The 21,704-nt window shown below is 32.3% G+C and carries 20 protein-coding genes; 12 read left to right on the top strand and 8 right to left on the bottom strand.

The genetic code is table 11. The features are described 5' to 3' along the window. Positions 1-112: 112 nt before the first annotated feature. The 4 genes from E1J38_RS11295 to E1J38_RS11280 form a co-directional block, all read right to left on the bottom strand. Positions 113-1,951 carry an ABC transporter ATP-binding protein gene (locus E1J38_RS11295; protein ID WP_133356873.1) on the bottom strand — a complete coding sequence of 613 codons (1,839 nt, stop codon included), beginning with the start codon at positions 1,949-1,951 and terminating at the stop codon, positions 113-115. Beyond that, positions 1,951-3,681, bottom strand: a complete 1,731-nt coding sequence (locus E1J38_RS11290; protein ID WP_186525859.1) for a phospho-sugar mutase — start codon at positions 3,679-3,681, stop codon at positions 1,951-1,953. The genes E1J38_RS11295 and E1J38_RS11290 overlap by 1 nt, the downstream gene beginning before the upstream one ends. A gap of 110 nt (positions 3,682-3,791) precedes the next feature. Then, entirely contained in the window at positions 3,792-4,739 is a 948-nt protein-coding gene (locus tag E1J38_RS11285) for a glycosyltransferase family 2 protein (protein ID WP_133356874.1), read from the bottom strand. 42 nt (positions 4,740-4,781) lie between these two features. Further along, positions 4,782-5,315, bottom strand: a complete 534-nt coding sequence (locus E1J38_RS11280) for a DUF4199 domain-containing protein (protein WP_133356876.1) — start codon at positions 5,313-5,315, stop codon at positions 4,782-4,784. A gap of 157 nt (positions 5,316-5,472) precedes the next feature. Here E1J38_RS11280 and E1J38_RS11275 point away from each other — a divergent pair, with 157 nt between their 5' ends. The 4 genes from E1J38_RS11275 to E1J38_RS11260 all read left to right on the top strand — a co-directional run bounded on the left by E1J38_RS11275 (position 5,473) and on the right by E1J38_RS11260 (position 8,323). Then, positions 5,473-5,724, top strand: a complete 252-nt coding sequence (locus E1J38_RS11275; protein ID WP_133356877.1) for a type B 50S ribosomal protein L31 — start codon at positions 5,473-5,475, stop codon at positions 5,722-5,724. 136 nt (positions 5,725-5,860) lie between these two features. Further along, a complete protein-coding gene (locus E1J38_RS11270; protein ID WP_133356879.1) occupies positions 5,861-7,036 on the top strand; it encodes a GlmU family protein in 1,176 nt (391 codons plus the stop codon). A 36-nt stretch (positions 7,037-7,072) separates the two neighbouring features. Next, on the top strand, positions 7,073-7,987 hold the full coding sequence (locus tag E1J38_RS11265) for a TolB family protein (protein WP_133356881.1): 915 nt from the start codon (positions 7,073-7,075) through the stop codon (positions 7,985-7,987). Between the two features lie 3 nt (positions 7,988-7,990). Then, positions 7,991-8,323, top strand: coding sequence for a hypothetical protein (locus E1J38_RS11260; protein ID WP_133356882.1), 333 nt, complete (start codon positions 7,991-7,993; stop codon positions 8,321-8,323). Here E1J38_RS11260 and E1J38_RS11255 read toward each other — a convergent pair. Continuing rightward, positions 8,320-9,939: an ABC transporter substrate-binding protein gene (locus E1J38_RS11255; protein WP_133356884.1), complete on the bottom strand. Its 1,620-nt coding sequence runs from the start codon at positions 9,937-9,939 to the stop codon at positions 8,320-8,322. The two genes, E1J38_RS11260 and E1J38_RS11255, sit on opposite strands and share 4 nt — an antisense overlap. A gap of 88 nt (positions 9,940-10,027) precedes the next feature. Here E1J38_RS11255 and mtaB point away from each other — a divergent pair, with 88 nt between their 5' ends. Both mtaB and E1J38_RS11245 read left to right on the top strand, forming a co-directional pair. Beyond that, positions 10,028-11,392, top strand: coding sequence for a tRNA (N(6)-L-threonylcarbamoyladenosine(37)-C(2))-methylthiotransferase MtaB (gene mtaB, locus E1J38_RS11250; RefSeq protein ID WP_133356886.1), 1,365 nt, complete (start codon positions 10,028-10,030; stop codon positions 11,390-11,392). A gap of 72 nt (positions 11,393-11,464) precedes the next feature. Beyond that, positions 11,465-11,848 (top strand): hypothetical protein, encoded by a 384-nt coding sequence (locus tag E1J38_RS11245; protein ID WP_133356888.1) that lies wholly within the window; start codon positions 11,465-11,467, stop codon positions 11,846-11,848. A 56-nt stretch (positions 11,849-11,904) separates the two neighbouring features. Here E1J38_RS11245 and E1J38_RS11240 read toward each other — a convergent pair whose 3' ends face one another. Beyond that, positions 11,905-12,201 (bottom strand): N-acetyltransferase, encoded by a 297-nt coding sequence (locus E1J38_RS11240; RefSeq protein ID WP_133356890.1) that lies wholly within the window; start codon positions 12,199-12,201, stop codon positions 11,905-11,907. A 121-nt stretch (positions 12,202-12,322) separates the two neighbouring features. On the opposite strand from E1J38_RS11240, the gene E1J38_RS11235 reads away from it, so the two are divergent. The 3 genes from E1J38_RS11235 to E1J38_RS11225 all read left to right on the top strand — a co-directional run bounded on the left by E1J38_RS11235 (position 12,323) and on the right by E1J38_RS11225 (position 14,984). Continuing rightward, positions 12,323-12,988 carry an alpha/beta hydrolase gene (locus E1J38_RS11235; protein WP_133356891.1) on the top strand — a complete coding sequence of 222 codons (666 nt, stop codon included), beginning with the start codon at positions 12,323-12,325 and terminating at the stop codon, positions 12,986-12,988. Positions 12,989-13,023: 35 nt separating this feature from the next. Then, positions 13,024-13,950, top strand: coding sequence for a lytic transglycosylase domain-containing protein (locus tag E1J38_RS11230; protein ID WP_133357037.1), 927 nt, complete (start codon positions 13,024-13,026; stop codon positions 13,948-13,950). Between the two features lie 92 nt (positions 13,951-14,042). Beyond that, entirely contained in the window at positions 14,043-14,984 is a 942-nt protein-coding gene (locus tag E1J38_RS11225; protein ID WP_133356893.1) for a hypothetical protein, read from the top strand. On the opposite strand, the gene E1J38_RS11220 is transcribed toward E1J38_RS11225, so the two are convergent. Further along, positions 14,978-16,984, bottom strand: a complete 2,007-nt coding sequence (locus E1J38_RS11220; RefSeq protein WP_133356894.1) for a T9SS type A sorting domain-containing protein — start codon at positions 16,982-16,984, stop codon at positions 14,978-14,980. The genes E1J38_RS11225 and E1J38_RS11220 overlap by 7 nt on opposite strands. A 300-nt stretch (positions 16,985-17,284) precedes the next feature. On the opposite strand from E1J38_RS11220, the gene E1J38_RS11215 reads away from it, so the two are divergent. Next, a complete protein-coding gene (locus tag E1J38_RS11215; protein ID WP_133356896.1) occupies positions 17,285-17,605 on the top strand; it encodes a GIY-YIG nuclease family protein in 321 nt (106 codons plus the stop codon). A 132-nt stretch (positions 17,606-17,737) separates the two neighbouring features. On the opposite strand, the gene E1J38_RS11210 is transcribed toward E1J38_RS11215, so the two are convergent. Continuing rightward, a complete protein-coding gene (locus tag E1J38_RS11210; protein ID WP_133356898.1) occupies positions 17,738-18,316 on the bottom strand; it encodes a tetratricopeptide repeat protein in 579 nt (192 codons plus the stop codon). A gap of 217 nt (positions 18,317-18,533) precedes the next feature. Between E1J38_RS11210 and rpmH the strand changes: the two genes are divergently transcribed. Beyond that, entirely contained in the window at positions 18,534-18,695 is a 162-nt protein-coding gene (gene rpmH / locus E1J38_RS11205; RefSeq protein ID WP_027878648.1) for a 50S ribosomal protein L34, read from the top strand. Positions 18,696-18,806: 111 nt separating this feature from the next. Beyond that, on the top strand, positions 18,807-21,659 hold the full coding sequence (carB, locus tag E1J38_RS11200) for a carbamoyl-phosphate synthase large subunit (protein WP_133356899.1): 2,853 nt from the start codon (positions 18,807-18,809) through the stop codon (positions 21,657-21,659). Positions 21,660-21,704: the final 45 nt, after the last annotated feature.

Here is a 21,704-nt window from a genome sequence, read left to right as displayed (position 1 = left end):
ACTTATGTGTTAGTCGTCCCCAAATCTAACAATGAACAAAAAAAGGATAGATGCCCAAATCTCTATCCTTTTTTGCTTTTATAAAGCTTGATATCTTGATATTACGTGTATTTTAAACTTCTAAACTTTGCATGTCAACAAGCTTTTTATAGGTTCCATTTTTATTTATAAGCTCATTGTGTTTTCCTTGTTCTACTATTTCGCCTTTGTGTAAAACAACTATTTCATCTGCGTTCTGAATTGTAGATAACCGATGAGCAATGACAATAGAAGTTCTATTTTTCATCATATTTTCTAGAGCTACCTGAACCAAACGCTCGCTTTCGGTATCTAAAGCTGAAGTAGCTTCGTCTAATACCATTATTGGCGGACTTTTAAGAACAGCCCTAGCAATACTTAAACGTTGTTTTTGGCCACCAGAAAGCTTATTTCCTGCGTCACCTATATTGGTATCAATACCTTGAGGTAAATCTTTCACAAATTCCCAAGCATTGGCTACTTTTAAGGCATTTATGATATCTTTATCAGTGGCCATTTCATTACCCAAAAGAAGATTTTCTTTTATACTTTCATTAAAAAGTATGGCATCTTGAGTAACCAACCCTAATTGAGCTCTTAAGGATGTGGTGGTTAAATCCTTGATATCAATACCATCAATTAGAATTTGTCCCTTGTTAACATCGTAAAATCTGGTGATAAGGTTAGCAATGGTAGATTTTCCACTACCTGATTGCCCTACCAATGCCACTGTTTTTCCTTTTGTAATGGTTAACGAAAAATCTTTTAAAACATACTCATCTTTGTATTTAAACCATATATTTTTAAACTCTATTTTAGAATTGAAACCTTCTTTTTCAAGAGCCTTAAGTTTATCTTTTAATGGGTTTTCAGAATTTAGAATTTCTTGAATTCTTTCTGCTGCAGCTCCTCCTTTTTTTACATTTACCAAACCTCTAGATATAGCTTTTGCAGGGGTTAGAATATTATAAGCCAAACCAATATAAACAATGAATTTACTACCATCTAAAAACAAATTTGAATCACCACTAATAATTAAATTACCACCATACCACAAAATAATTGATATCATACCAATACCTAAAAATTCGCTAGTTGGAGAAGCAAGATTTTGTCGGTTTAATAGTTTATTGGAAAAGTTATAGTATCTTTCTGTTGATGCTTTAAAATGCCTATTGAATTTTTCTTCAGCATTAAAACCTTTAATGATTCTTAAACCAGATAGTGTCTCCTCTAAAGTAGATAAAAATAGTCCTTGTTCTTTTTGTACCCTATCCGACTTTCGTTTAAGGCTTTTCCCAATTTTAGAAATTATGAATCCCATAATTGGAATAAATAAAAAAACAAACAAGGTTAATTTAGTGCTTATTATAAGCATTGCAGCCAGCGTAAAAATTATGGTGAGTGGTTCTCTAACAATAAGTTCCAGTACAGGAAGCATAGAATATTGCAGGTCATTAACATCACCAGTAACTCTGGCTATAATATCTCCTTTTCTTTTTTCTGAAAAATAGGATAGTGGCAAGTATAAAACCTTTTTGTAAACTTCGTTTCTTATGTCTCTGATAACGCCATTTCTTAAAAATACCATGAAATAATTAGCTAAATAGCCAAAAATATTCTTGAGGAAAAAGGTGATTACAATAAGAATAATTACAAAAATAAGTGCTTTAGATTTATCACCACCAGTAAACTCATTCATGTAGAAAGCTAGAGAGTCCTCGGCAAAATGACCTATTTCCGTAATTCCTTTATATATGGGTTTTGAATTAGGAATTACTTTTTCCTTTTCAAAAATCACATCCAGCATAGGCATAAGAGCCACAAAAGAAAGGGTTCCAAATAAAGCAAAAAACACATTAGAAAAAATGTGTCCTAAGGCAAAACGTGTGTATGGTTTTGCATACCGTAGTATTTTAAAAAATTGGTTCATTAAACGAGCTTCATATCCTTAAGAATGGCGTCAATTTTATTATTCAATTCTTGTTCAGTAGTTTTAAAAGCTGCTACATTGTCTAACGTGGTATTAGAACTTATATAGAATTTTATTTTTGGTTCAGTTCCACTTGGTCTAAGGGCTACTTGAGTGCCATCTTCTGTGTAATAAATAAGTACATTAGATTTTGGGATGTCAATAACACTTACTTCACCAGTAATCATATTTTTTGAAACCGATAATTGGTAATCTTCAACTTTTACAACTTTAGCCCCATTTACTTCGGTTAATGGATTTTCTCTGGCGTCAATCATCATTTGTTTGATTTCTTCTGCGCCTTCAATCCCCTTTTTTGTTAATGATACTAATTTTTCTTTAAAGAATCCATGCTCAACATAAAGTTTAATAAGTTCTTCGAAAACAGAACTTCCATTAGCTTTAGCATGAGCCGCAATTTCTATGGCTAGAAGGGTAGAGGTAACCGCATCTTTATCACGAACAAAATCACCAACCATATAACCAAAACTCTCTTCACCACCACCTATATACTGCAACTGAGGGTAATCTTTTATTAATTTGGCAATCCATTTAAAGCCAGTTAAAACAATTTTACTTTCAACGCCATAGGCTGCTGCCATTTTTGTAAGCATTGGGGTAGATACAATGGTTGATGCAATAAATTCTTTTCCTGTAATCTTACCTTCTTTCTTCCAAAGCTTTAAAAGGAAATCGGTCATCATTACCATAGTTTGATTTCCATTTAAAAGCGTAAGTTTACCCTCTAAATTTCTAACTGCAACTCCAAGTCTATCACAATCAGGATCTGTTCCAATAACAATATCAGCGCCAACTTTATCAGCCAATTCTAAAGCCATTTTTAAGGCTGCAGGTTCTTCTGGGTTTGGCGATTCTACAGTTGGAAAATCTCCATTTGGTGTTCTTTGTTCTTCAACTATATGAACATTCTTGTAGCCAGCTCTTTTAAGCGTTTCTGGAACTGCAGTGATTGAAGTCCCATGCAACGAAGTAAAAACAATAGTTAAATCATCTTTGGCCTCCTGACTTAGGCCTAAGCTTCCATTTTTTACAGAGGCATCAATAAATACATTGTCAATAGTATCGCCTATGTAATTTATAAGGTTCTTATTAGCTTCAAATTTTATATCAGCATAATCTAGGGCATTTATGGCGTCAATTACCTCACCGTCTTGTGGTGGAACTAATTGCCCTCCATCTTGCCAATACACTTTATAGCCATTGTACTCTGGTGGGTTATGGGAAGCAGTTAAAACAATACCGCAATGACAATTTAAGTGTCTCACTGCAAACGATAATTCTGGAGTAGGGCGTAAATCTTCAAATAAATATACTTCAATGCCGTTAGCCGAAAATACATCAGCCACCACTTTTGCCAATGCCTTACTATTGTGTCTACAGTCATAAGCAATAACTGTTTTTATGTTTTCATCTGGAAATGATTTCTTTAAGTAATTGCTTAATCCTTGAGTGCTTTTTCCTAGAGTATACTTATTAATTCTGTTGGTGCCAATACCCATTATACCGCGCATTCCACCAGTTCCAAATTCTAAATCTTTGTAAAAACTTTCCTGAATATCTTCAGGGTTGTTTGCTATACTATCTTTTATGAATTGCTGGGTTTCTTCATCAAAAGCTGGAGTTAACCAGGAGTTTATTCTATCTAAAATTTTTGGTTCGATATAAATCATAATGTGCTTAAAATTACATTGCAAAAGTAATCAAATGATTAAAAACTGGGCTAAAATTTTTTTATTTTGAAGGGTTTATTACGAAAACAAAATATCAGTTTTCGTATGTTTTATAAATTCAATTCATCTTTAACCAAGTACCGTTTTTTCCCTTCTTTGGTACGTAAAATTATTTCACCTAAAAAACCGGCCACAAAAAACTGTGTTCCAATAATCATGGTTGAAAGAGCTATATAGAATTGAGGACGTTGGGTGATGAGTCTTCCAGTTTTGTTTAAAAATAATTTGTCAATACCTAAATATAGTGCAAAACCAAAACCAATTATAAACATAATGACTCCTAAAGCACCAAATAAATGCATGGGACGTTTGCCAAATCTAGAAATAAACCAAATAGTAATAAGGTCTAGGAAACCATGCAAAAACCGGTTCATTCCAAATTTAGTAACACCATATTTTCTGGCTTGATGTTTTACAACTTTTTCTCCAATTTTGGTAAATCCAGCGTTTTTAGAAAGTACTGGTATATAGCGGTGCATTTCTCCATTAACATCAATGTTTTTAACAACATTACTATGGTATGCTTTCAAACCGCAATTGAAATCATGTAGTTTAACCCCCGAAGTTTTTCTAGCTGCCCAATTAAACAGTTTAGAAGGCAGGTTTTTAGTGATAACAGAATCATATCGCTTTTTTTTCCAGCCCGAAACCAAATCAAATTTGTCATTAACAATCATATTGTAGAGCTCAGGAATTTCGTCGGGGTTGTCCTGTAAATCGGCATCCATTGTAATAACTACATCACCTTGAGCTTTTTCAAAACCGGCGTGTAAGGCCTGTGATTTTCCGAAGTTTTTTAAAAATTGAATACCTTTTACACCTTTATTTTTAGTAGCTAAATTAGAAATAATCTTCCAAGAATCATCGGTGCTTCCATCATCAATAAATATGATTTCATAAGAAAAATGATTAGACTGCATAACTTTAGCAATCCAATCATGTAATTCTTTTAAAGAGTCTTGTTCGTTAAGTAGTGGTATAACTACAGATATGTTCATTTAAGAAATTTCAAAATTTTGATGATTTCAAAAATAGGGAAATTATTCTGTCTCTGGTTTATTTTTTCTCATAACTACAGCAATTAGCAATCCAATCACAGATAATGGTAATAAATAATTTATTAATAATGAAATTAAAGAGTTTTTAATAGAAAACAAATTTTCAGACTCCATTTTTTCAACTAATTCAGCAATCTTTTCTTCAGATTGATTCATGTTTTTATAAACTTGAACAATTTTGTCAAGGGATTTTTCTTTTAATACAATAGCGGCTTCAGTATCTATAAAATTAAATATTATAAAGGATATAAATGTTGCTAAAGCTAACCCTATCAAAATGCAAACAAAGTAAGCGGTAAAAGATTCTTTGAAATTTATATAGCCGTCAAGGTTTTTTTTAGCCTTCAAAATAGCAACGATACCAAAAGCAATAGCAATAATGTATATAGATATACCAAAGAGAGTATTAACAAATAGGTCTAAATTAACGGCATAAGCTCCAACGGTTAATATACCAAGAACTGCACCAAGATATATACCATAATCTTTGGCAATAGATTTAAAAGATTTCTCCATGTTAAATGTGTTTGTAGTGTTAGTTGAAAAGTTAGTATTCAAAGATACCAAATAGTTACACAAAAAGTTGAAATAAAAATTAACTAAAAGTATTGTGAATTTATAAAAAATACTTAAATTTGCACCTCGAAAAATTAAAGATTTAAAGCGTAAAGCGATGAAAAAAGGTATACACCCAGAAAATTATAGATTAGTAGCATTTAAAGATATGTCTAACGATGATGTGTTTTTAACTAAATCTACTGCAGAGACTAATGAAACTTTAGAGGTTGATGGTGTTGAGTATCCTCTAGTAAAAATGGAGATTTCAAGAACATCGCACCCATACTATACTGGTAAATCTAAATTAGTAGATACTGCAGGACGTATTGACAAATTCAAAACTAAATACGCTAAGTTTAAAAAATAAACTTTAACGACTATATAATATCATTAAGCCTTTCTGATACAGAAAGGCTTTTTTGTTTTCTGATTTTAAGCTATTTTTGATTGCGTAACTAGAGTTTAGAGTTAGAATGCTTTAAACTTTGAACTTAAACTTTCTAATGAACTATATCTTATTTGATGGTCCTTCAAGAAACAATTTACTGCCTTTTACTTATACGCGTCCGGTAGCCGATATTAGAGTAGGTATTTTAACCATACGGCAAAAGTGGGAAACCTATTTAGATACTACAACAACTACCGTGACAGAAGATTATCTATCGGATAAATTCCCAATGGTTGAGATGGATAAAAATGTCATGATAAATGCTTCTTATCTTCCTAATTTAGAATTAGTTGAAATGATAAGAAATCTTGAAGAAAATCAAGCTGTTTTTAAGGGTGAAGATGTTATTGCATTTTACTCAAAAGAGGGTCAAGAAGATATTGATTTCAACACTTATGAAGCCATTGAATTTGAAGATGATTGTTTAAAAATTGAACATACTTGGGATATTTTTTCAAAAAACGGAGAAGCTATTCATGAAGACTTTGATTTAATTACAAAGGATAGAAAGTCTAAACCCATACCAGAAACTACGGTGGCCTTTCATTCTGATAATATTTTTATTGAAGAAGGAGCAAAATTACCACTATGCTCATTAAATGCAGAAAAAGGTCCTATATATATTGGTAAAAATACCGAAATCATGGAAGGTTCTATGATTAGAGGTCCATTTGCTCTTTGTGAAAATGCTATTGTAAAAATGGCGGCAAAAATTTATGGACCAACAACTATTGGTCCCCACTGTAAGGTAGGAGGTGAAGTTGATAACTGTGTAATTTTTGGGTATTCAAGTAAAGGTCATGATGGCTTTTTAGGAAATTCGGTTTTAGGAGAGTGGTGTAATTTGGGAGCAGATACCAATACCTCTAATTTAAAAAATAATTATGCAGAAGTTAGGTTGTGGAATTACGACACAAAAGGGTTTGCTAAAACTGGATTGCAGTTTTGTGGTTTAATAATGGGCGATCATAGTAAAGCTGGTATCAACACCATGTTTAACACTGGTACAGTAGTAGGTGTTAGTGCTAATATTTTTGGTAGCGGTTTTCCAAGAAATTTTGTTCCTAGTTTTAGTTGGGGTGGCAGCAGTGGATATACAACCTTTTTAACCAAGAAAGTCTTTGAAGTTACTAGAGTTGTTATGGCTAGACGTAACATAGAATTTACTGAACAGGACAAACAAATTCTGGAGTATGTTTTTGAAGAAACTAAGCAGTTTAGACGTGAATAAAACTTTTAGTAACTTTAGAGCTATTAAGACTAAGTTATGAAACATTTATTTTGCCCCATAATCTTTTTCTTTTGGTTTCTTTCTTTTTCACAACCTAAAGAATATACAGTTACTAATATTCAATTAAACGACGAATTTCCACATTTCGGATTGATGCCGTTAGCTAATGGTGAAGTTGTTTTAACAACTTATATACTAGATAAAAAAGGTAGAATAGAGTATTTACAAGGAGAGCCTGTATTTGGTGTTTATAGAGGTATTATTGATGGAGCAGGGAGTATTCAAATTATAAATCCAATAAAAATTGATTCAAAGCAAAACAAACCCCATATAATAAGTGCCTCTATTTCACCTGATGGAGCAAGTATTTATATAACCGTTAGGTATACTAATAAAAACAAGCCAAAAGGTGATTTTAATATGAATAATTTTCATATTGAAGTTGGAGAATATAAACAGGGTTTAGGTTGGACAAATTTTAAGGTACTACCTTTTTGTAAACCAAGGTATTCTTATGCTCACCCGTCATTAAGTAAAGATGGAAAAACACTCTATTTTACTGCAAATCTTAGAGGGGGAAAAGAAACTACAAAGGGAGGTTCAGATATTTTTAAAGTAGATATTTTAGAGAACAATACCTATAGTGAACCAGAAAACTTAGGAAGTAATGTAAACTCATATAGCAGGGAAATGTTTCCAGTAATAGCCAACGATAATACTTTATATTTTGCATCAAATAGGCCTGGTGGTTATGGAGGGTATGATATTTACAAAAGCACCATGGGTAAAACTGGTATGTTTGCAAAAGCCGAAAAATTATCTAAACCTTTAAACAGTATTAAAGATGACTTTTCTTTGATTACCTTTGATGGATGTGAGTCTGGTTTTTTATCATCTAAAAGACCAAATGGAAAAGGAGATGATGATATTTATTATTTTACTAAAAATTAACCTATGTTAGGATTATTACTTGTCTATTTTATTGGAAAGCGTTTTTATGATTTATCAAATGAATACAATCATAACAAATGGCTGTACGCTATTTTAAGTGTAGTGGTTTATTATGTTGCTGCTTTTGTGCTAGGAATTATATTAGCACTTTTAGATTTATTATTTGAATGGGGTATAAACTGGGATAATAGTTTTGGTTGGAATTTACTAGGAATTCCTGCAGGGTTGCTTGCTGTTTGGGGATTCTATATCATTTTAGAAAATAAATGGAAAAAATCAGTAATAGTTGTAAAAGACGAAATTCAAGATATAGGTAAAAATCCAGAGGATGTTTAGTCTTTTTTAACACGTCTCAAATCCAGTAAATTAATTGGGTTAATACCTAATCCGTTTACATTTTTTCTGGTAAAACGAATTACTTCATCATAATACAGTGGCACCATAATAGCATGATCCATTGCTAAAGAATCGATGGTTTTGTAAATAAGTTTACGCTTATTAATATCAGTGATGGTAAAGGCTTTGTTATAAAGGCTATCAACAGTATCACTTTTAAAATGAAAGTAATTAGAGCCATTAGGGGCAAAATTCTTACTGTAGAAAATAGATAAGTAGTTTTCGGCATCCAGATAATCTGCTATCCAAGAACTTCTAAACATATCAACTTTACCATTAGAACGGGCGCTACGTAATGAAGCTTCAGGCATAACATCAACATGAATGGTTAAACCAGCTTTTTCTAGCTCACGCTGAATATACTCGCAAAAACTCAAATAATTACTAGTAGTAACCAGGGTAATTTCAGGATTAAAAATGCCACTTTCGTTTTTAAATTGTTCTACAAGTTGTTTGGCCTTTTTTGGTTGGTATGTAAAACCTGCAGCCTTACTATATCCAGGGAGTCCAATAGGAATGAAACCACCATTTGCAGGGTTGCCTACACCATTATTAAGATATAGCATCATTTTCTTTCTATCAAAACCGTAATTAATAGCTTTTCTTATGAGTTTTGATTGTATTTCAGGTGTTTCGGAATCCAGATAAAACCCAAGGTACTCTGTGTTTAAGTAGGGGCCACGAATCATATTCAAGGTTTTATGGTATTTTTCACGAAGCTGTCCAGAACTGGTTAGGAGTTCATCTTTATATGAGGCATCTAAGCCAGAAACATAATCAATATTACCCTGAGCAAATTGTAAAAATTCACTTTGTTTATCAGGTAAAAAAGTTAAGGCTACAGCTTCTAAATAAGGAAGTTTATTTCCTTTGGAATCTTTTTCAAAGTAATTTTCATTTCTCCTAAGAACTAGTTTGATATTTTCTTCCCATCGTTTAAATTTAAAAGGCCCCGTTCCTATAGGGCTAGATCTAAAATCAATACCATAATGCTGTACAATTTCTTTAGGTACTACCGAACAATATTTCATGGTGAGTAAACCAATAAATGCAGGAAAAGGTTGTTTTAATTTAATCTGAAAAATAGTGTCGTTAAGCGCTTTAAAATCATCAACTTTGTTTAAAACCCAGCCTCCGGGAGCCGCTAAATTTTTATCTCTAAGCCTGTTTAAGCTATACACAAAATCTTGAGCTGCAACGATTCTGGTTGAGTCTTCACCAAACAAATGGTGCTTATGGAAATACACATCATTTCTTAAGTTAAAAGTATAAGTAATGGCATCATCAGATATAGACCAGCTTTTGGCAATACAAGGTTCAATATTCAATGAGTCATCTAATTGAACCAACCCATTATACAACTGATTGTTAACGGAATTATCTTGTAGTGTTCTTGAAAAAGCGGGGTCTAAAGTGTTTATATTGGCGTACTCATTGTATCTGAATACAAGGTGGTCTTCATATATTTTTGAGTTCTTTTTGCACGAAAAAACCAAAATCACCATACAACTAACTGATAAACAGGTTTTTATTTGATTTTTTAAGTGTTTTATCATTTAACTTATTAGTTGTAAATTTGCAGTCTTTTAAAGGTAAATATAAATTTTAATTGGTCCCAAAACAAGTTAAGGACTACAAAATATAATGAACCAAAAAGTTGCATTTTATACCTTAGGTTGTAAGCTTAACTTTTCCGAAACTTCAACTATTGCTAGAAGCTTTAAAAGTGAAGGCTTTGACCGTGTAGATTTTTCTGAAAAAGCAGATATTTATGTCATCAATACTTGTTCAGTTACAGAAAATGCCGATAAACGTTTTAAAACTATTGTAAAACAAGCGCAGAAGGCTAATGACAAAGCTTTTATTGCAGCTGTAGGTTGTTATGCACAACTAAAACCACAACAGTTAGCAGATGTTGACGGTGTAGATTTGGTTTTGGGAGCCACTGAAAAATTTAAGATTACTGATTATTTGAATGATCTTACCAAAAACGATTTTGGTGAAGTGCATTCATGTGAAATTGAAGAAGTTGATTTCTACGTAGGGTCATATTCTATAGGAGATAGAACCAGAGCTTTTTTGAAAGTTCAAGACGGTTGTGATTATAAATGTACTTATTGTACTATTCCGTTGGCACGTGGTATTTCACGAAGTGATACCATGGATAATGTATTAAAAAATGCCCGTGATATTTCAGCTCAAAATATAAAGGAAATTGTATTAACAGGGGTTAATATTGGTGACTACGGCAAGGGTGAATTTGGTAATAAAAGGCATGCACACACCTTTTTGGATTTAGTAACCCAATTAGATGAGGTTGAGGGAATTGAGCGTTTACGTATATCCTCTATTGAACCAAATCTTTTGAAAAATGAAACTATAGATTTGGTTGCTAAGTCAAGAGCTTTTGTGCCCCATTTTCATATACCATTGCAAAGTGGTAGTAATGAAATATTAAAGAAAATGAAGAGGCGTTATTTGAAAGAACTTTATATTGATAGGGTTTCTAAAATAAAAGAAGTGATGCCTCATGCTTGTATTGGTGTTGATGTTATAGTTGGTTTTCCAGGAGAAACAGATGAACACTTTTTAGAGACATATAATTTCTTAAATGAGTTGGATATTTCATATTTACATGTGTTCACGTATTCAGAAAGAGATAATACTGAAGCTATAAAATTAAATGGAGTAGTACCCAATAAAGTACGCTCAAAACGAAGTAAAATGTTAAGAGGTTTATCGGTTAAAAAGCGTCGGGCATTTTATGAAAGTCAAATAGGAAGTATCAGAACCGTGTTGTTTGAAAGTGAAAATAAAGAAGGCTTCATTAATGGTTTTACAGAGAACTATGTAAAGGTAAAAACTCCTTGGAATCCTGAGCTGGTGAATACATTACATACAGTAGAACTAACTAAAATAGATGACGATGGTTTGGTGCGGTTTGAATTTTTGCAAGCTATTAACGGAAGTGAAAGGCATAATAATACACTGAAAAACGTAGTTTCTTGAATTTAAACGATTTTATTAGGTACAGACGTTAGGCTTGAGATACATTTGATATTGTAAGTTAAGCCCCAAATTATGAAAAACTTATCCTTAGTACTACCCTTTCTTTTTATAATGCTTGTGATTTCTTCTTGTTCAAAAGATGAGATAAATAGATTTGATAATATAGTAGGGGTTTGGGAAAGAACCGATTTTAATAAAGATTATAACAGTACTTACAAGCTGATTTTTGCTTCCAACAATACTGGTTTGAGTATAAATACAAATACATTTAGCTCAACTGAGACTACTTCAAGTATCTCAGAATTCAAATGGAATGCCATAGATGATAATACAATATCACTTACTCAAAATGATTTAGACGAGGTATATTTGTTGAGTTCTAATGGATATCTTGTTTTGAGTACACAGCAAAATTCACTTTTTCTCAAAGTATCAGATAATATCCAAAATTATTGATAATAAAAATCCGAAGTTTTCAGGCTTCGGATTTTTTTTTTGATTTTTTTCAAAAGTTAGATTCTAACACCTACAGGTAACATACGTTTGTACTTTCGGTTAGCTCTAACAAATCTCGCTATTTCAGGACTTGTAGGAACAACGCTTAAATTGCGCTCTCCAATTTGTTCAAAAACAGCAGCAATAAATTCTTTTTTAAATTCCTCGTCCTTAATTTCTTCAGGAATAATTAGTTTAGTTAAAAATATTTTACGCTCTTGTAAAGAATATTCAATTTTTGCTAATTGGTTATCTACTTTAATTTCAAATTGGCGTAAAAAATCATTATCTGTTAATTCAGCAACATCAACCATTTGTATAAATTTTTTAATTTAAGCGGAGAATTCGACAGGCAAACAAGGTTTGTGTCTGGTCTTTAGTGCAAAATTACTAAAAAAAAACGTTAGTGTAAAGAAAAACTTAAGTTAATACCTTATGAGTCAAGAGTTAATACATGTTTATTTAATGCCAGGAATGGCTGCAAGTCCTTTAATTTTTGAAAATATTAAATTGCCCAAAGACAAATTTAAACTGCACTACCTAGAATGGATACTTCCTGTTGAAGATGAATTACTTAGTGATTACGCTATTAGGATGACACAAAGTGTACGTCATGAAAATGTAGTATTATTAGGAGTTTCATTTGGAGGAGTTTTGGTTCAGGAAATGAGCAAATTTTTAAAAATAAAAAAGCTCATCATTGTTTCAAGCGTAAAGTCTAGAAATGAAATACCAAAGCACATGCAATTAGCTAATTCTACTAGGGCCTATAAGTTACTGCCAACACAATTGGCAAGTAAAATTGATATTTTAGAAAAATATGCTTTTGGAAAAAACTTTACCAAAAGGTTAAAACTATATAAAAAGTTCCTTTCAGTAAATGATAATAAATATTTAAGTTGGGCCATAAAGAATATGATAGGTTGGAATCAACAAGAACCAATTGATGGGATTGTTCATATTCATGGAGATAAAGACCCTGTTTTTCCAATCAGCAATATTAATAACTGTATTACAATACCTAATGGAACCCATATCATGATCATAAATAGATACAGATGGTTTAATGCACATTTAACGGACATTATTCTAGAAAATTAGTCGATTTTTTATAATTTTAAGCAAAACTTTTAATGATGAAGCTAGTAGAACGCCTTTTAGCGTGCGTGGGATTGTTAAGTTTATGTATTATATTTATTTATGCCCTCCAAGACGCACCTACAGATGAGAATTTTGAAACAAAATTAATAAACGATTATAACGTTTATGCATTACAGGTTCCTAATGATTTGGAATTTGCAGGAGAACCAATGCCTTTAGGAAACCCTGATATTTTAGAACGTATGGATAGAGAGTTGCTAGTAAATACGTATTGGCAATCTAATGGGTTATTGATGTTTAAACGTTCTAAAAAGTATTTTCCAATAATAGAGCCTATTTTGGCAAAACATGGTGTGCCAGATGATTTTAAGTATTTAGCAGTTATTGAAAGTGGTTTAACCAATGCTGTTTCTCCGGCAGGAGCCAGAGGTGTTTGGCAAATTATGAAAGCTACTGGTAGAGAAAATGGGTTGGAGGTGAATGACAATGTAGATGAACGTTATCATTTAGAAAAAGCAACAGAAGTAGCTTGTAAATACTTACTGGAAGCTAAAGAAAGTTTAGGTTCTTGGACCTTAGCAGCAGCGGCTTATAATGGGGGTAAAGCTGGTATTGCTCGTCGTTTGGGAGAGCAAAATGTATCAGATTATTATGATTTGTTATTGGGTGAAGAAACCGGCCGTTATGTATTTAGAATTGTTGCCTTGAAAGAAATTTTATCAAATCCTGATAAATACGGCTTTAATTTTAGAGATAAAGATTTATATAGCAATATCCCAACTTTTAAAGTGGAAGTTGATACAGCAGTAACTGATTTTTCAAAGTTTGCTAATAAGTTTGGAATTAATTACAAAATATTAAAGCTTCATAACCCTTGGTTACGCGAAAAGCACCTCAATAATAAATCTAGAAAACTTTACGAGATAGAAATACCTAAGGAAGGGTATTATAATGTTAATTAATAATCATATTGTCATGCTGAACTCGTTTCAGCATCTAAATAATTGAAAGTTAGTTGTAAGACCCTGAAACAACTTCAGGGTGACAAAAATTATTGTGTGATTTATCTGCATCATTGGACTCTTCAGTTCCTGAAATAGTTGACAATAGTAATTATTACTTACTTGATGAATCTTGTAGTGTTGCTGATACAAATAATTGTCAAGAGGTTACTAGAAAAGAATACGTTGGTTCTGGATGTAAAGCTCTTTGCCAAAAAGATGCTGATGGTAATTCAATGAATTGTCAAGAAGTATGTACTTCATATATAGAAACAACAATTACAAGTTATCATGGTGGAGATTGCACTATTACTCCAAGTTGTATTGCAGAAACAAGAAGTCATACGATTCCAGATATTTCCGTAGATGAGGGTAGTTGCCAACAGTTTGGAGAATGTAATCAATTTGGTTGTGGAGCAGAAGCTTGTGGAGAATTTGGTTGTGGTATTTCAGCACAATACTTTGAGAAAAACACTGTTTGTTCAGAAGAATATTTCTGTAATGAATTAGATTGCGATGCAGGACCAAATGATATAAGTGATTCAAACTTAGAGTGTTTCTTATCAACAACACCTCAAGGAAATGCATTGATATTAAATGTAACTGAAATAAATACAAATCAATTATTAAATACTTATTTTAGATGTAATCCAGAAAATAGTATAGAACAAGGAGATCCTTGGTGTGAATCTTCTGTAGATCAAAACATTGTGTATAATCCATCATCTTTATACTGTGAATATGGTTTTGAAGTTTGTGATTATGGTTCTTCTGGAATAACTAGCACTAATGGTTGTTCTGATATTTTGCAATCAGGAAATGATTATTGGCAAGACTATAATCAAAATTGTGTAGAAACAGTTTCAGTTGCTGCACAAGCATATGCTGGAGTATATGACCAAGCTTGTTGTTATGCATATACAATAAACAATTATGATATTTATGATGATGCTTTAACTGATGCAAATGCTCAAAACGGTATCAGAGTTTATTGATTTTCAATAGTTTCTAATTGTGAATAATTATGAGGCTTATTATTATCAAAACTATTATATGCTCTATTACCGTCTTCATACCAATAATTGATACTTTTTGCATCTTCTTCAGTTATTGGTACGCTTTGAGTTGGATCTGGATTTCTAGATGTAATTCCTGTTCTTTGAGGCACGTTCAACAAATCCCCTAATTCATGATGATTACTATTTTCAGATATGCCATCGAAGTTAATTTCCCCAGTAAATGTGATTGTATAACCATTATCTAAGATTTTTCCTGAAGTTACTGTCGATGTTCCAAATTGATTTCCATTTACTCCAATAATTCCATCAAATGTTTCTCTATTTGGTTCAAAAATTTGATATTGATTAATTTGATCTGCAGTTGGTTGGTTAAAAGGGGTTGTTGAAGTAAAATCCCACCCTCCTATTCCTACTGCGCTTGAAAAATCACTGGCATGTCCAACTATGACTGATTTTTCCGGAGTTTCTTCTAGGAAAATTTCATCACTTGATCTTAAATATTCTGTGTTATATTGTGAAACTTTGTACTCCATTAATGTGACTGGATCTATTTCTGAACCGTCAATTACTGGTTTAGACCTCACAGAATAATATAATAATGTATCTTGTTGTGAAACGTTTGTAATTTCTGGAACGCTATATGTTCCTCTTGAAGTTTTGTAAATATCTAAACTGCTTTCAGTTCCTTCTACAGCAAAGTAAACATCTGTTAATTCTGGTGCACTAAATGTAGATTCTCCATTATTTCCGCTGTTAACCATTTCAATAACGCTATCGTCGCTTGTGTTTTTCATATAAACATTAATATTTGCTTCTTGTCCTAGTGAAGTTGTATTGATTGTTTTTACTGTAACTTGCTGAAATGGATTAAAATCATTAAACATTGCTTGTTGGGATCCATTTACTACTTCTCCTCCTTCTAAAGCTTCATCTTGAAAAATTGTTAAGGTGATGTCTGTTGGTGCTTCACTACCATCAACTGCTTGAATGTTTAAATTATATTCATCTCCATTTACATTATCTAGAACTTCTACGTTTGAAAAAATAGCTTGTGTACTTGGTTCAGTAATTTGATAGGTGATTGAAGGATTATTTATTTTAGTTAATGTATAAATAACATTGCTTTTTGGTGTTCCTGCTGCTGAAATTCCCTCAAATGCGATATCTGCTGTCTCGTTTTTCTCAAGAACCATATCAATACTTAGTTCATTATCAGTTCCATCAGTTACTTCAACTAATTGATTTCCTGCTAACACTTTGCTGTTTCCTGGTAAATCAATTTCATCCCAAGTAATATCATAATTTTCATTTCCTGTTAGTTGATTATTCGTTTTTGCACTTATATTTTTACCAAAAGAGTTTCTTGCTTGTACACTATTTGAATTAATATTATTTGAAAAACTTCCTGAAATACCATCAGGTCCATCTGCAAAAGAACTATTTTTTACAAATTTAATTGCGTTATTTCCAACTTGAACAATATACGTTCCATTACTTAAATGACTTAAGTTTGCATAAATTTCAGTTTTATTTCCTGATTGGCTTACAGGTTCTGCTACTGCTACTTGTCTTCCTGTCATATCAAAAATTTTAGCTGGTTGGTTTTGAAGTAATTCAGTTAAAGCTACTAAGTTAAATTCACTGTGTGGATTTTTCTTTAATAAGTAATCTTTTCCTAATTCGAATTCGTTATTGCTTAAGGTTATCCATGGGCCAAAAGGGAATCTATCGTTAGTTAATCCAATTAAATCATATGTAGTGCCAATATTATCTCCTGCAATTTTTTCTGCTTGAGCATTTACTAGATTTTCAGAAATTTCTGTATCGTCTCCTGTATTAAAGGTAATATGTCCGCTTCCTTCTTGAGCGAGGGCTTGATTCATTGATGCTGCTGTAATTATAGTTAGTGCACCTAACTTGGCTGTATTGTATAAAGAACGTGATTTTTTAACGATATTTTCTAATAAGTTTACCATAGTGGACGTTGTTAGAGCAATAGAAATCAATGATGGTAAAAAGGGGAAGCCAAATTTAAGTAAACGAATTAGTATTAGGCTATTAAAATTAGTCGATTGGATAAAATGTAAAAAAAATAGGATTAAAAGTTTAATTAATGTTTAGCTAAGATGTAGGATTATATTAGGTGTCTTTAGATTCCGAAATAAGTTTGGAAAGACAGTTCAGCTTTTCTTGTCATGCTGAATTTATTTCAGTATCTATTTCATTTCCTAATCAACAAATTTTTATATTTATTTGGTTTCAAACAAAATTTATAAATGGTTAAACGTGCTTATCATAATTATTGGGTTTATGTTATAACTAATAAACCAAAAGGAGTTTTGTATATAGGAGTTACTGCTGGCTTAGATGATAGAATGGAAAGACATGTAGAAGGTAGAGGTAGTTTGTTTACTTCAAAGTACAAGTTGAAAATGCTTGTGTATTATGAGGAGTTTCAATATATTGAAGAAGCTATAAAACGTGAAAAGCAGTTAAAGAATTGGCATAGAGAATGGAAAGTTAACTTGATTGAAAGTGTTAACCCTAATTGGAATAACCTTTGGGAGCCTTTAGATCCCGAAACAAGTTCGGGATGACAAGATTAGTTGTTTTGGAATGCTGAACTAACCTTTGTTGTACTGTCCCATTAGCAATCAGGATGTTTCATATCTCATAATTGAAAGTTAGTTGTAAGACCCTGAAACAACTTCAGGGTGACAAGTAAATTACTATTTACTTCTTCTTTTTTGAGACCTCAAAGAGCCACCAGCTCCAAAATGTTGATTAGGGCCAACGGCTTGCTTCATGTTTTGCTTCATCATTTTTATTTGCTCTGTAAGCATCCCATGTTTATCTAGTTTTTGAGCTTCAGTTAATAACTGTTGAGCTTCACGTTTCCTACGTTTAGAAAATGCTATACCTGCCAGATTCAATTTTGCCATAGCTAAATCATGTTTCATAGATAATCCCAAACTAACGGCTTTTTTAAAGTATTTTTCGGCATCATTCATATTATCCTGCATCACCATCAATCCATGTAAATAATTATAATATCCTTGTTGCTTTTTCACTAAAGCACTTTCAGGATTCTTTATTTTATCTAACCATTTTTTAGCACCAACAAAATCCTGTTTTCGTAATCTTAAAAAAGCCAATAAAATAATTTCGTTTTTAAAATAAAGAAATATAAATACACCAGATAATAAAAGTAAAGCAATACCATTGCCAATTTCACCTTGTGTAAATTGATATACGGCATACGTTATAGTTCCTACTGCTATTATAAGTTTTATGAATTTGTGGTACATTTTAGTTAATTTTTTTGAAATAAAAGTTTCTGAAAAAGCGCTATAAAGGCACTTTTGTTTTAAAATGCAAAGAAACTAAATTTTTCTTTTAACTTCTTTAAAAAATATTTTTAAAATAGGTTTGTGAAATGAAAAAGCTTTGTATATTTGCACCCAGTTTTGAACAAGGGTCAAGATTGAGTTAAAAATACATTTCAGATATTTAAAGATATAAGCAATGAGTAAAAGAACGTTTCAACCATCAAAAAGAAAGAGAAGAAACAAACACGGTTTCAGAGAAAGAATGGCTTCTGCTAATGGAAGAAAAGTACTTGCCCGTAGAAGAGCTAAGGGAAGAAAAAAATTGTCTGTATCATCTGAAACAAGACATAAAAAATAATGATTAACAATTGTTTATAAATTAAAGGTGTTGCTTAAGTGTAGCGCCTTTTTTTATGTTTTCTAATTACTATTTTTGCAACTAATTTATTTACACTAGAATACTAAAAAAATGCCAAAAAATCCAAATTTAAAATCTATACTAATTATTGGTTCAGGTCCTATTGTTATTGGGCAAGCATGTGAGTTCGATTATTCTGGGTCACAATCATTGCGATCGTTAAGAGAAGATGGAATAGAAACAATTTTGATTAATTCCAATCCTGCAACAATTATGACAGATCCGTCAATGGCAGATCATGTTTATTTATTACCATTAACAACAAAATCGATTGTTAAGATTTTAAAAGAACATCCACAAATTGATGCTGTTCTACCAACCATGGGAGGGCAAACCGCATTAAACCTTTGTATTGAAGCTGATGAAAAAGGTATTTGGGAAGATTTTGGTGTAGAGCTTATAGGTGTAAATATTGACGCCATTAATATTACAGAAGATAGAGAACAGTTTAGAGAGTTAATGGAAAAGATAGGCGTAGGAATGGCTCCTCAGGCAACGGCTTCTTCGTTCTTAAAAGGAAAAGAAATTGCTCAGGAATTTGGTTTTCCATTATGTATTCGTTCTTCGTTTACTTTAGGAGGAGCAGGTGCCGCTATTGTTTATGATGAAAAGGACTTTGATAAGTTATTACGTCACGGACTAGAAATTTCGCCTATCCATGAGGTCATGATAGATAAGGCATTGCTTGGGTGGAAAGAGTATGAGTTGGAGTTGTTAAGAGATTCTAATGATAATGTTGTTATTATTTGTTCTATTGAGAATATGGACCCCATGGGAATCCATACAGGAGATTCTATTACGGTAGCTCCAGCAATGACTTTAAGTGATAGAACCTACCAAAAAATGCGTGATATGGCTATTCATATGATGCGTAGTATAGGTGATTTTGCAGGTGGATGTAATGTACAGTTTGCGGTAAGTCCAGATGAAAAAGAAGATATCATTGCTATTGAAATAAATCCTCGTGTATCGCGTTCTTCGGCATTGGCAAGTAAAGCAACGGGGTATCCTATTGCTAAAATTGCAACCAAATTAGCTCTAGGATATCATCTTGATGAATTGAGCAACCAAATTACAAAATCTACGTCGGCATTATTTGAGCCAACATTAGATTATGTTATTGTAAAAATACCACGTTGGAATTTTGATAAGTTTGAAGGTTCTGATAGAACTCTCGGACTCCAAATGAAAGCTGTTGGAGAGGTAATGGGTATTGGGCGTTCATTCCAAGAAGCATTACATAAAGCTACTCAGTCTCTAGAAATTAAGCGTAATGGACTGGGAGCTGATGGTAAGGAAAACACTAACTATGATAAGGTAATAGAAAAATTAACTTATGCTTCTTGGGACCGTGTATTCACTATTTACGATGCCATTAAAATGGGAATTCCGTTAAGTAGAATTCACGAAATTACTAAGATAGATATGTGGTTCTTAAAGCAATACGAAGAGCTATATTTCTTAGAAAAGGAAATTTCTACCTTTAATATTGATACTATTGAAAAGCCATTGATGCTAGAAGCCAAACAAAAAGGCTATGGAGACAGACAAATAGCCCATATGCTTGGTTGTTTAGAAAGTCAGGTATACAATAAGCGAGAGGAAATGGGTGTTAATCGCGTTTATAAATTAGTTGATACTTGTGCAGCAGAATTTAAGGCTCTAACACCTTATTATTACTCTACTTTTGAAAGCGATATGGAAACGGCTGACGGGAACCGATATGCCGATAATGAAAGTGTTGTTACAGATAAGAAGAAAATTATTGTTTTAGGTTCTGGTCCAAACCGAATTGGTCAAGGTATTGAGTTTGACTACTGTTGTGTTCATGGAGTTTATGCCGCTAAAGAGTGTGGTTATGAAACTATTATGATTAACTGTAACCCAGAAACGGTTTCTACAGATTTTGATACAGCCGATAAGTTATATTTCGAACCTGTTTTCTGGGAACATATTTATGACATCATAAAACATGAAAAACCAGAAGGTGTTATTGTTCAATTGGGAGGTCAAACAGCTCTAAAGCTAGCTGAAAAACTAGATAGATATGGTGTTAAAATCATTGGTACAAGCTTTCAATCATTAGATTTAGCTGAAGATAGAGGAAGTTTTTCAACGCTTTTAAAAGAAAACGGAATTCCTTATCCAAAATTTGATACTGCTGAAACCGCCGATGAAGCCTTAGTTGTGGCTAAAGAATTAGATTTTCCAATTCTTGTGAGACCATCATACGTACTAGGTGGGCAAGGTATGAAGATTGTTATTAATGAAAAGGAACTGGAAGAACATGTGGTAGGTCTTTTAAATAAAATTCCTAACAATAAATTACTATTAGACCATTATTTAGAAGGTGCTATTGAAGCCGAAGCAGATGCCATTTGTGATGGTGAAGAGGTTTATATTATTGGTATCATGGAGCATATTGAGCCTTGTGGTATTCATTCTGGTGATAGTAATTCAACTTTACCGCCATTTAATTTGGGTGAGTTTGTAATGCAACAAATAAAAGACCATACAAAGAAGATTGCTTTAGCGCTTAACACCGTAGGTTTAATAAATATCCAGTTTGCAGTTAAAGATGATGTGGTTTACATTATAGAGGCTAACCCAAGAGCTTCTAGAACGGTTCCATTCATTGCAAAAGCATATGGAGAACCTTATGTGAATTACGCTACTAAATTGATGCTTGGAGAGAAGAAGGTTAAAGACTTTAATTTTAATCCTCAATTAGAAGGTTATGCTATTAAGCAACCCGTATTCTCTTTCAATAAATTCCCGAATGTAGATAAAACATTAGGGCCTGAGATGAAGAGTACAGGAGAAAGTATCTTATTTATAGATAGTTTAAAAGACGATGAATTTTACGATTTGTATTCTAGAAGAAAAATGTACCTTAGTAAATAAATAAAAGCCGCTAATTGCGGCTTTTTCAATGAGTTGTTTTTGTAA

The sequence above is a fragment of the Seonamhaeicola sediminis genome, assembly GCF_004358095.2.
In the GTDB taxonomy this organism is placed as follows: domain Bacteria; phylum Bacteroidota; class Bacteroidia; order Flavobacteriales; family Flavobacteriaceae; genus Seonamhaeicola; species Seonamhaeicola sediminis.
The sequence above is the reverse complement of the archived record's forward strand: the minus strand, read 5'-3'. Positions and strand labels throughout refer to the sequence as shown.

What these genes read in the sequence shown, in the direction of transcription:
- E1J38_RS11295 (WP_133356873.1), bottom strand. Translation starts at nt 1,951, where the DNA reads ATGAACCAATTTTTTAAAATACTACGGTATGCAAAACCATACACACGT.
- E1J38_RS11290 (WP_186525859.1), bottom strand. Translation starts at nt 3,681, where the DNA reads ATGATTTATATCGAACCAAAAATTTTAGATAGAATAAACTCCTGGTTA.
- E1J38_RS11285 (WP_133356874.1), bottom strand. Translation starts at nt 4,739, where the DNA reads ATGAACATATCTGTAGTTATACCACTACTTAACGAACAAGACTCTTTA.
- E1J38_RS11280 (WP_133356876.1), bottom strand. Translation starts at nt 5,315, where the DNA reads ATGGAGAAATCTTTTAAATCTATTGCCAAAGATTATGGTATATATCTT.
- E1J38_RS11275 (WP_133356877.1), top strand. Translation starts at nt 5,473, where the DNA reads ATGAAAAAAGGTATACACCCAGAAAATTATAGATTAGTAGCATTTAAA.
- E1J38_RS11270 (WP_133356879.1), top strand. Translation starts at nt 5,861, where the DNA reads ATGAACTATATCTTATTTGATGGTCCTTCAAGAAACAATTTACTGCCT.
- E1J38_RS11265 (WP_133356881.1), top strand. Translation starts at nt 7,073, where the DNA reads ATGAAACATTTATTTTGCCCCATAATCTTTTTCTTTTGGTTTCTTTCT.
- E1J38_RS11260 (WP_133356882.1), top strand. Translation starts at nt 7,991, where the DNA reads ATGTTAGGATTATTACTTGTCTATTTTATTGGAAAGCGTTTTTATGAT.
- E1J38_RS11255 (WP_133356884.1), bottom strand. Translation starts at nt 9,939, where the DNA reads ATGATAAAACACTTAAAAAATCAAATAAAAACCTGTTTATCAGTTAGT.
- mtaB (WP_133356886.1), top strand. Translation starts at nt 10,028, where the DNA reads ATGAACCAAAAAGTTGCATTTTATACCTTAGGTTGTAAGCTTAACTTT.
- E1J38_RS11245 (WP_133356888.1), top strand. Translation starts at nt 11,465, where the DNA reads ATGAAAAACTTATCCTTAGTACTACCCTTTCTTTTTATAATGCTTGTG.
- E1J38_RS11240 (WP_133356890.1), bottom strand. Translation starts at nt 12,201, where the DNA reads ATGGTTGATGTTGCTGAATTAACAGATAATGATTTTTTACGCCAATTT.
- E1J38_RS11235 (WP_133356891.1), top strand. Translation starts at nt 12,323, where the DNA reads ATGAGTCAAGAGTTAATACATGTTTATTTAATGCCAGGAATGGCTGCA.
- E1J38_RS11230 (WP_133357037.1), top strand. Translation starts at nt 13,024, where the DNA reads ATGAAGCTAGTAGAACGCCTTTTAGCGTGCGTGGGATTGTTAAGTTTA.
- E1J38_RS11220 (WP_133356894.1), bottom strand. Translation starts at nt 16,984, where the DNA reads ATGGTAAACTTATTAGAAAATATCGTTAAAAAATCACGTTCTTTATAC.
- E1J38_RS11215 (WP_133356896.1), top strand. Translation starts at nt 17,285, where the DNA reads ATGGTTAAACGTGCTTATCATAATTATTGGGTTTATGTTATAACTAAT.
- E1J38_RS11210 (WP_133356898.1), bottom strand. Translation starts at nt 18,316, where the DNA reads ATGTACCACAAATTCATAAAACTTATAATAGCAGTAGGAACTATAACG.
- rpmH (WP_027878648.1), top strand. Translation starts at nt 18,534, where the DNA reads ATGAGTAAAAGAACGTTTCAACCATCAAAAAGAAAGAGAAGAAACAAA.
- carB (WP_133356899.1), top strand. Translation starts at nt 18,807, where the DNA reads ATGCCAAAAAATCCAAATTTAAAATCTATACTAATTATTGGTTCAGGT.